This is a genomic window from Massilia sp. Bi118, assembly GCF_918697865.1.
Taxonomy (GTDB): Bacteria; Pseudomonadota; Gammaproteobacteria; order Burkholderiales; family Burkholderiaceae_D; genus Telluria.
Map to the genome: position 1 here is coordinate 1 of NZ_CAKKMV010000037.1, position 9,121 is coordinate 9,121.

Below are 9,121 nucleotides of genomic sequence, written 5' to 3' on the forward strand. Positions count from 1 at the left end.
GACCATAGCAAGTCGGTACCACCCCTTCCCATCCCGAACAGGACCGTGAAACGACTTTGCGCCGATGATAGTGCTGCAACCAGTGTGAAAGTAGGTTATCGTCAGGCTAATTATTAAGCAGAGCCCGCTCAGTCAACACTGAGCGGGCTTTTTGCTTTTCTGAGCCCGGCAAATAAATCAAAAGCCCGTCAGCGCGGCACGCATTGCGTACCTGCTGACGGGCTTCATTTCGATTGGCGTCGCACCCAGCCGTTTCCAGTCCTGCATCCGTCGACGAGGCCGACGGACCGCTAGCATGAACGGCTGGGCTTACACTCATCCCCGTCTGTGCTCCCCCCGATATCGGAACTTCAGGTAGACGAGTGTCGCCCAGTTCGTGGCATTCCTCCCGGGCCTGTCAGATGCACAGGCCATACAGGTATTATCCAGTTGCAAGCGCCCTCATCTGTTCGGGGCTTCACACAACCCCCTGCACTGCAACACTAATCAGGAACGCGGCTCGGCAACCTGGATGGGATCGCTTCGTGGAATGAGATACCAGAGTCCCACAAACAGCAGGAGGGAAGCAACCGCGGCCGCGATGCTGAGCGAGAGGCTGTCGGTTGCAAGCGACATCACCGTCAACATGTCGAGCGATAGCCCGACAGCCAGTGGCATCAACGCACCACGGATGCTCTTGCGCGAAGTACGCACCATGCGCGAGGTCGCGTGCCCGTGCTGCGCGCGGTTGTAGACAGCCGGCGTCATCAGCATGCCCATGGCGACTACCAGCAGGCACAGTCCCACCAGATGGCAGGCCTGGGCATAGGTTTGCAGGTCCGTGAACCGTTCATTGAATACGGCGATCGTCTGGAAACCGAACACCGCCTGTAGACCAGGAAGAATGCAGCGCGCTTCTTCGATAATGTCGCGCATCTCCTGTTCGTTTTTCTGTTGTTGAGAAGCTTGATCGTCCATGGGATGACAGTAACGTCAAACCCGGCAGTATTCAACCGGACGCACGATTGAGGAAATGTAGGAATCAGGCGCGCACGATGCCGGCCTTCGACGTCCACTGTTCCAGGCTGTGCCGCTGGATCGCCGCCGCCATCAGGTCCGGGAACAGACCCGGCGTGCAGGCAAAGCAGGGGATGCCCATCGCAGACAGCTTCGCCGCGTTGTCGTGATCGTAGGCCGGCGCGCCCGTATCGTTCAGGGCAAGCAGGGCGATCACCTGGACGCCACTGCCCACCAGCGCGGCCGCACGTCCCAGCATCTCCGCATTGTTGCCGCCTTCGTAGAGATCGCTGATCAGCACGAAGATGGTCTCGCGCGGCCGCGTGATCAGTCCCTGGCAGTAGGCCAGTGCGCGGTTGATGTCGGTGCCGCCGCCCAGCTGGGTGCCGAACAGGACCTCGACCGGATCCGACAGCAGCGGCGTCAGGTCGGCCACCGCCGTGTCGAACACCACCACCGAGGTGCTGACCGCCTTGATGCTTGCAAGGACCGCCGCGAACACGCCCGCATACACCACCGACGCCGCCATCGATCCGCTCTGGTCGACGCACAGCACGATGTCGCGCAGCGAACGGCCGCGCCAGCCGAAGCCGATTCGCGTTTCGGGGATGATGGTGCGGTACTCGGGCTGGTAGTGCCGCAGATTGGCGCGGATGGTGCGCAGCCAGTCGATCTCCTGGTGGCGCGGGCGCAGATTGCGGACCGCGCGATTCAGGCTGCTCGATACCGCCTGCCGCATCGGCGCCGCCAGCTTGCGCTCCAGTTCCTCGACCACCTTCGCCACCACCTTGCGGGCAGTGGCGCGGGTCTTGTTCGGCATCACGCGGTTCAGGCTGAGGAGGGCGGCGACCAGGTGCACGTCCGGCTCGACCGCGGCCAGCATCTCGGGCTCGCACAGCATCTGCTGCAGTCCCAGGCGGTCCAGCGCATCCTTCTGCATCACCTGCACCACGCTGGACGGGAAGTACTCGCGGATGTCGCCGAGCCAGCGCGCCACCCGCGGCGCCAATGCGCCCAGGCCGCCCTTCGGACTCTCCGGCGTGCCGTACAGCGCATCGAGGGCGCTGTCGATGGCCGCATCCTCGACCTTCAAGGGGATGTTCGACACCGCGTCCTGGCCCAGCACCAGGCGCCAGCGGCGCGCCCCTTCCATACTGCGCTCGTCATTCGCCATGGCCGTTCTCCGGTAAAGCCAGCAGGGTATGCAGGATCGGCAGCACGCGCTGCGCCCGCGCGGGATCCACCGCGGTCGCGGCCAGCATCGCAAGGGACGCCGCGCCGCCCGTATGCACCGCACGTTCGCCGAGCTCGCGGCGCTCCGGCGCGCTGAAGGTCGATACCGTGCGGCGCAGCAGCGGCAGCAGTTCGGTAAAGGTATCGGGCGGCAGCGCGAGCAGCCAGCCGTTCACGATATGCCACAGGGTGTCGCTGTGCGCCAGCAGCGCGCCGCTGCCCTGCAGGAAGCCTTCCAGCCACTGCGCGGCGGCCAGCGGCGGCACGCCGTAGGAACAGTGCAGGGCCAGCTGCTGCGCCGCGCGCTCGGCGCTCCACTCACTGTGTTCCGTCAGGATGCGGGCGCTGCGGCCGCTAAGCATCGGATGCGACACGCTGCTGGCGGCGGCTGTTCCGAGCGCGCCGAACCAGGCAGCCTGGTGGGCATCATCCTGCAACAGGCGCAGCGCCTGGTCGGCGGCGATGATCTGGCCCAGCAGGGTGGCCGCGGCATCGTCGGCCACGCCGCGCACGCCATATGGGAGCGCGATGCAGGCGCGCGCCGCCAGGCCGTCGACCACGTGGGAGAGCGAGGCCGTGTCCACCTTGCGCGCGCTGCCGTAACGCAGCACGTTGACCAGCGGCGGCAGGGCGGCCAGCAGCAGGCCGAGGTCCGAGGTCTGGGTGCCGGCGTCCTGGATGCGCGCCATCAGTGGCGCCACCGCCTCGCGCAGGTCGGCCAGCAGCACGACCTCCATCAGCGCGGTCAGCTCGGGCAAGCCCTGAACCGCTGCCGCGCGCTCGGCGGCCACACTGCCGGCTGCCACCTCCAGCGTGCCGCCCCAGCGGCTGGCGGCGATCAGGTCGACCGCGAATTCCGGCTCCCAGACCAGGCGCCACAGTTCATGGAAGGTGCCGGTCTTGCCGCGCACCGCTTGCTGGCGGCCCCAGGGCACGCCGAGCAGGGCCAGGCGGTGCAGCAGCACGCTCTTTTCCAGGTGCGCCGGTTGGCGCAGGTCGAGATCGAGGTCGGTGGCGTCGGCGCGCACCGCCATACGCAGCCGCTTCTGCTGCGCGAACACGTCCTGCACCAGCGGCACCGCCGGCACGTCGTCCGGCACCGTGCCCAGCGCCTCATCGACCAGCAGTGCGCGCTCGATCAGCTGCAGCGGCGTGTCGCTGTCGTAGCAGAACACGGCGCGCACTGCCTCCATCAATTCGTCGAGACCAGGACGTGGGCGCTCGCGCAGCGCCGCCAGCGTATCGGCCAGGCGCATCGCCTCGATCACGTGTGCGGAGGAGGCGTCGAGGTCGTGCCGGCGCAGCAAAGTCGCGACTGCGGTCAGCCAGTGCAGCGCGGCGCGGTCCTGGTGGCGCCACAGGTGGCGGTACCAGCCCGGCGCGGTGACGCCGGCGCCGTAGCCGCTGGCGAAGCTGAGGCGGCCGTGGCTCCACGGCACCCAGGTTGCCGCCACCTTTTCCTTTGCCAGTCCCCTGAGCAGGTCGGCGTCGCTCTTCGCGCTCGGCAGCACGGCCAGCGCCGGCACGTGCCAGGCGCCGCAGATGACGGCGATGCGTTCGCGGCCTTCCTTGACGGCCTGGCGGATCGCCGTGCGCATGGTGGCTTCGCGCTTGATTTCCAGTTCGTCCGTCAAAGGTCCGGCGGCCTCGCGCAGCGCCGTCATCATCTCGGCGATTGCCGCAAACAGGTCGAGGCTGTCGCTGCGCTGTTCGACCAGGTGGTCCCACCAGGTTTCGGTGTCGCCGTAGCCGGCGGCATGGGCGAGCCAGCGCAGCGGGTCGGTGTGCAGAGCCGCGTGCGGATCGCCGTCTGCCGGTTCCGGCTGGGCCACGTCTGGCGCGGCATCCGCATCCGAAGCGGCGCCGTCCGGATCCTGCGCAGCCGGCGCCAGGGACCGCGCCTGCTCCTCGGCCGCGCGCAGGGCAAAGCGCTGGCTCTGCGGCAGGTCGCAGAAGCGCAGTTCGATCCCACGTTCGGCCGCATGTCGCAGCGCCTGCCACTCCGGCGAAAACTCGGCGAAGGGATAGAACGCGGCGCGCCGCGGCTCGGCCGGCGCGTACACCAGCAGGGCCACCGGCGGCGCCAGCTCGGCACGCGCGGCGAAACCCGCCAGCGCATCGGCTTCCGGCGGGCCTTCGACCAGGATGCAGTCCGGCTGCAGCTCGCGCAGGGCCGCGGCCAGGCTGCGCGCGCACCCTGGGCCGTGGTGGCGGATGCCGAACAGGTGAACGCTCATCGCCGCTTACTCCATCACCTCGCGGCAGGCGCGGTACAAATCCTTCCAGCCGCTGCGCTCCTTCACCACCGTTTCCAGATATTCGAGCATGGCGACGCGGTCCTGCAGCGGATCCTTGACGATCGCCCCGACCATGCCGGCAGCCAGGTCGGCGCCGCGCAGCACGCCGTCGCCGAAGTGGGCGGCGAGCGACATGCCGTGGGTGATCACCGAAATCGCCTCCGCCGTGCTCATGCTGGCGCTCGGCACCTTCAGCTTGGTCTTGCCGTCGGCGGTAACACCCTCGCGCAGCTCGCGGAACACGGTGACGATGCGGCGGATCTCTTCCAGCGCGGGCGCCTCGGCCGGCAGCTCGAGCGCGCGGCCGACGCTGGCCACGCGGGTCTCGACGATGCGCACTTCCTCGTCGGCGGTACGCGGCGGCGGCAGCACCACGGTATTGAAACGGCGCTTGAGGGCGCTCGACAGCTCGTTCACGCCGCGGTCGCGGTCGTTGGCGGTGGCGATGATATTGAAGCCCTTCTGCGCCAGCACTTCGTCGTCCAGCTCCGCGATCGGCAGCACCTTCTCGGACAGGACCGAGATCAGGCTGTCCTGCACCTCGCCCGGCATGCGCGTCAGCTCTTCGATGCGGGCGATCTTCCCGGTCCGCATGGCGCGCATCACCGGGCTCGGTACGATGGCATCCTGCGACGGCCCCTGCGACAGCAGCTGCGCATAGTTCCAGCCGTAGCGCACCGCTTCCTCACTGGTACCGGCAGTGCCCTGCACGACCAGGGTCGAGTCGCCGCTGATCGCCGCCGCCAGGTGTTCCGAGACCCAGGACTTGGCGGTGCCGGGCACGCCCAGCAGCAGCAGGGCGCGGTCGGTGGCGAGGGTGGCCACCGCGATCTCGATCACACGCGGATTGCCGATGTACTTCGGACTGATCTCCGTACCGTTTTCCAGCCGGCCGCCTAGCAGGTAGGTCGCCACCGCCCATGGCGACATCTTCCAGCGCGGCGGCCGCTGGCGCGTGTCCGCAGCCGTCAAGGCTTCCAGCTCATCGGCGTACTGCTGCTCCGCATGCTGGCGGAGGACGGAATCGAGGGCGGTCATGCGGGCTCCTGGAATGAAAGAATCATCTCGTGGCGCAGGCGCACGAGGTCGAAGAATCGGGCGATGGCCGGGCGCCATTCGCTGTCGATCTTGATGCTGGCGCGCCAATCCGCTTCGGCGGCGGTAGCGACAGCCGGATCGGCGACTTTGGCGAAGGGCGAGAGCAGCAGCTGCGTCGGGCCGAGCTGGCCCTGTTTCATCAAGCTGGGGCGGATGGCCTGGAGACGCTGCAGGAAGCTGCGGGTCAGCGCCGGCGTCCAGGTGTCCTGCGACTGGTCCGCCAGCCGGTGCAGCAGCTGCAGCAGTTCGGGATCGCCGGACCAGTGATCGGGAAGGGCATCGAGCAGCGCGATGGAGGCGCCGCCGGCGTTGTCGTGGAAGCGTGCGGCGAACGCGCCGAGCATTGCGCCCGGCACCGCTTCGCGCCGCACGATGTCGGCGCCCACCCACCACAGCGCCAGTTCCTGCGGCCAGGCTTGCTGCTCGGAGGCGGCGTCAAGTTCCAGCTCGCGCAGCGCGGCCAGGGACCAGCCGCGCATCAGCACCGCCCTGAATTCGCTGTTGTCGGCCAGGGCCAGGCATTCGCGCGGGCTGCGCTCAAACTGTTTTTCCCACACGTGCGGATCGACGGCCGCCAGCATGTCCACCACCCACCCCGCCTTTTCGCCCATGCCCGGATGCGCCGACACGCCGATGCCGTCGCGCCGCATCGCCGCGTCACAGGTCTCCGGCAGGGTCAGCTCGATGCGCGCCTTGCCCAGCCACGGCTTCTCGACGCGCAGCAGCGGTAGCAGGTGCGCCAGCATGCGCTGGCCCAGCTGCGATCCGGGCAGGGATGCCAGCAGGCGCTGCGCGGCCATGCGCACTTCCTTGCGGCGGTCGTCGAGGGCCGCTTCGAGGATGGCTTCGTCCGCAAGGCTGAGCCGGACGCCAAGCGCAGGCAGTAGGGCCGCACGCTGTTCCGGCGCTTCGCTGGGCCAGGCTGCGGCCAGCGCATCGCGCGCCGCCTGCGGATCGCGGGCGCGCCAGGTGCGCAGCGCAAGGAGGCGCTGTTCCGGCGTGCCGGTGTCCCACGAGGCTTCTTCATCGGTGGCGCCGTTCGTCGCCCAGGCCCATTCGGACTGCATGCGCGCGAGCCAGCGTCCGCGTTCGCCCAGCACCGGCAGCAGTTGTGCGCGCAAGGCCGGCTGGCGCGTGGCCGTGTCGAGCAGGCGCGGGAGAAAGCGCGGCGGCAAATGGCCGCCATGCCGCTGCAGCAGGCGCAGCCACTCGGCCTGCAGGCTGGCCGGGTAAAGGCCGCCCAGCAGCAGGGGCAGGATCGCTTCCGCACGCGGCGGGCAAGGGCGCAAGTCTTCGGGCGGCGCCGGATCGGGCGCCGTTTGGGGCGGTGCGGCGGGCGGCACGAAACCGCTGCGCTCCCACAGGTCGAGCGCGCCGAGCGACAACCACAGCGTGGACTCGGCCTCGGACGCTTGCGCTTGCGGGAACAGCGCATCCAGCGGCGCGGCCGGAGGCGCAGGCGCACGGCCGGCGCGGGCGGTCCCGATCTTCAACAGTTGCTGGCGCTGGCGCAGGTCGTCGCTCATGGTCTCCCTTCAGACGAAGTCGCCGTCGACGTTCAGCAGCCGGCCTTCGTGCCAGACGCTCAGCGGCAGCAGGCTGCGGCCATCCCATTCGCCGCATACCGTCAGCGGCTGGCCGCCGCTCAGGGCCAGCAGATGCCAGGGGTGGCGGAAATCGGGGTGCAAGGCGATCGCACGTCCGCCCGCATCGCGAAGGATGCCATGGTCGGCGGTATCCGGGACCAGGCCGCCCAGCAGCACCGGGTGGCGCTCGAGGAAGGGCTGGACGGCGAGGGCATCGGCATGGGTATCGAGCAGGGTGTCCAGATCGGATAGCGGCGCGGCCAGCGAGACGAGCGGGCGTGTGTTCTCCTGGCGCCTGATCTGGGCGCGCAGCGGGTAGGCGCCCGGATAGAAGCGCAACTCGCCGTCGAATTCCGTACCGGGTGCGAGCTGCAGTTCGAAACCCTGGGCGCCGGCCGCATATTGCAGCAGCAGGGCCCAGCGCGCATCAGGATCGCCGTGCAGCCAGGTGGCGCGCACGCGCAGGCGCTCGTCGTCGAAGGTGGTCTGGGCCAGCACCTGCCAGCAGCCGTCGATGCCGGGCTGGCGCAGCACTTCGTCCTGGCTCACGGTCCACCCGAGCAGGGCGCGCACATCGGCCTGCAGCGCGGAGGGCAGGCTGTCGAGGCGCTGCCAGGCCTGGGTCAGCAGATAGATCGAGGCCAGCTCGTTCGCCACCAGGCTGTCGGCATTGCGCCGGCCGGACTGATACAGCAGGCCTCCGGCGTGGCGCAGCCGGCGGGACAGCGGCGCGGCCTGGGCGTCGGCCATGCGCGCGGCGATGGCATCCCATGGCCCTTGTCCGCGCGAGCGTACCGAGGCGAGACCTTCGCGCGCGAGGTCGTGCAGCCAGGTCTGGAGTTCGCGCATGCCGGCATCGACCTTGTCTTCGCGCTTTTCCTCACGCTTGCGGGTCTGGGCTGCGGCGAGCGCCGGATCTTGTGTGCTCGCTGCGGCGGCAGTGTCGGCTTTCTTTTCCTGGCGCGCCTGGCGGCTGCCCAGCCAGTCGCTGACCCATTGCGGCTCAGCGCCGTCCTGGAACAGTGCTGGCTCGGCTGCTTTCAATAGATAGAGACCGAGGCCATGCTTGCAGGGGAATTTGCGGCTGGGGCAGGTGCATTTGAAGGCGGGGCCATTCAAATCGACCTGTGTCTTATAAGGTGTCTTGCCGCTGCCTTGGCATTCGCCCCATAAGGCGGCATCGCTTTTGCCGAGATTCGACCAGTGATGCGCCGCCGACAGTTGGCTGCCGGCCTTGGCCGAGGCAGGGTCGGGTGCGAGTGCCAGGATCTGGTTGGCGGCTAGAGTCACCGATGTCTTTCGGGCGAATGATGGAAGGGACAGCTCAGCGATGGCATATGCTCGGCGATGTTCACTAAATGGTCAATCGTGCGGACTGGGGCTTGCGGACTCCCTCATCCATTTGCTATAGTGCGCGTCCTGCTTCTGCAGTGCCGGAAAAGCTGAAAGAAATCAAGTAGTTGGGCTGGATGTTTTGATAACTCCGCTGGTGTTGCAGAAAAACGAGGGGTTGACGAGTTAAGCGAAACACTGCATAATCTCACTTCTCTGCTGCTGACGAACACAACGATTCGCAGAATGCAGCAAGGCAGTACCGAATACGATCTTTAACAATCAACAGTCGATAAGTGTGGGCGTTTGATGAAGTGCCAGCATCCTTCGGGATGCTGAATGCTTAAATTATCAAATGTTCACAAAAAGTATAACGTTGCTCAGCAATGAGTGACGGTCAGTATTTTGAGTGAGCGACCCTTGAGAAATCAAGGTGGCAGCAATGCCAACAAACAGAGATTAAACTGAAGAGTTTGATCCTGGCTCAGATTGAACGCTGGCGGCATGCTTTACACATGCAAGTCGAACGGCAGCGCGGGGCAACCTGGCGGCGAGTGGCGAACGGGTGAGTAATACATC

General features: G+C 67.3%; 6 protein-coding genes and 2 rRNA genes. 2 read left to right on the plus strand and 6 right to left on the minus strand.

Features of this window, described 5'->3' with window-relative positions; all coding sequences use genetic code 11:
• Window positions 1–107: ribosomal RNA gene (rrf, locus tag LQV39_RS26175) — 5S ribosomal RNA — on the plus strand; the annotation flags it as partial.
• Window positions 108–486: 379 nt separating this feature from the next.
• Here the strand turns inward: rrf and LQV39_RS26180 are convergent.
• The 6 genes from LQV39_RS26180 to LQV39_RS26205 form a co-directional block, all read right to left on the minus strand.
• Entirely contained in the window at window positions 487–957 is a 471-nt protein-coding gene (locus tag LQV39_RS26180) for a DUF6328 family protein (RefSeq protein ID WP_230030121.1), read from the minus strand.
• A gap of 64 nt (window positions 958–1,021) precedes the next feature.
• A complete protein-coding gene (locus LQV39_RS26185) occupies window positions 1,022–2,170 on the minus strand; it encodes a VWA domain-containing protein (RefSeq protein ID WP_230030122.1) in 1,149 nt (382 codons plus the stop codon).
• The gene (locus LQV39_RS26190) at window positions 2,160–4,466 is read right to left on the minus strand and encodes a DUF5682 family protein (protein ID WP_230030123.1); all 2,307 of its coding nucleotides are present in this window, start codon (window positions 4,464–4,466) and stop codon (window positions 2,160–2,162) included. Before LQV39_RS26190 ends, LQV39_RS26185 begins: the two co-directional genes overlap by 11 nt.
• A 6-nt stretch (window positions 4,467–4,472) precedes the next feature.
• The gene (locus LQV39_RS26195) at window positions 4,473–5,564 is read right to left on the minus strand and encodes an AAA family ATPase (protein ID WP_230030124.1); all 1,092 of its coding nucleotides are present in this window, start codon (window positions 5,562–5,564) and stop codon (window positions 4,473–4,475) included.
• Entirely contained in the window at window positions 5,561–7,150 is a 1,590-nt protein-coding gene (locus tag LQV39_RS26200) for a DUF5691 domain-containing protein (RefSeq protein ID WP_230030125.1), read from the minus strand. Before LQV39_RS26200 ends, LQV39_RS26195 begins: the two co-directional genes overlap by 4 nt.
• A 9-nt stretch (window positions 7,151–7,159) precedes the next feature.
• Window positions 7,160–8,500, minus strand: coding sequence for an SWIM zinc finger family protein (locus tag LQV39_RS26205; RefSeq protein WP_230030126.1), 1,341 nt, complete (start codon window positions 8,498–8,500; stop codon window positions 7,160–7,162).
• Between the two features lie 503 nt (window positions 8,501–9,003).
• Between LQV39_RS26205 and LQV39_RS26210 the strand changes: the two genes are divergently transcribed.
• A 16S ribosomal RNA gene (locus LQV39_RS26210) occupies window positions 9,004–9,121 on the plus strand; the annotation flags it as partial.

Excerpts from the sequence above, each read along its gene's own strand:
- LQV39_RS26200 (WP_230030125.1), bottom strand. The coding sequence starts at position 7,150 with ATGAGCGACGACCTGCGCCAGCGCCAGCAACTGTTGAAGATCGGGACC.
- LQV39_RS26180 (WP_230030121.1), bottom strand. The coding sequence starts at position 957 with ATGGACGATCAAGCTTCTCAACAACAGAAAAACGAACAGGAGATGCGC.
- LQV39_RS26190 (WP_230030123.1), bottom strand. The coding sequence starts at position 4,466 with ATGAGCGTTCACCTGTTCGGCATCCGCCACCACGGCCCAGGGTGCGCG.
- LQV39_RS26195 (WP_230030124.1), bottom strand. The coding sequence starts at position 5,564 with ATGACCGCCCTCGATTCCGTCCTCCGCCAGCATGCGGAGCAGCAGTAC.
- LQV39_RS26185 (WP_230030122.1), bottom strand. The coding sequence starts at position 2,170 with ATGGCGAATGACGAGCGCAGTATGGAAGGGGCGCGCCGCTGGCGCCTG.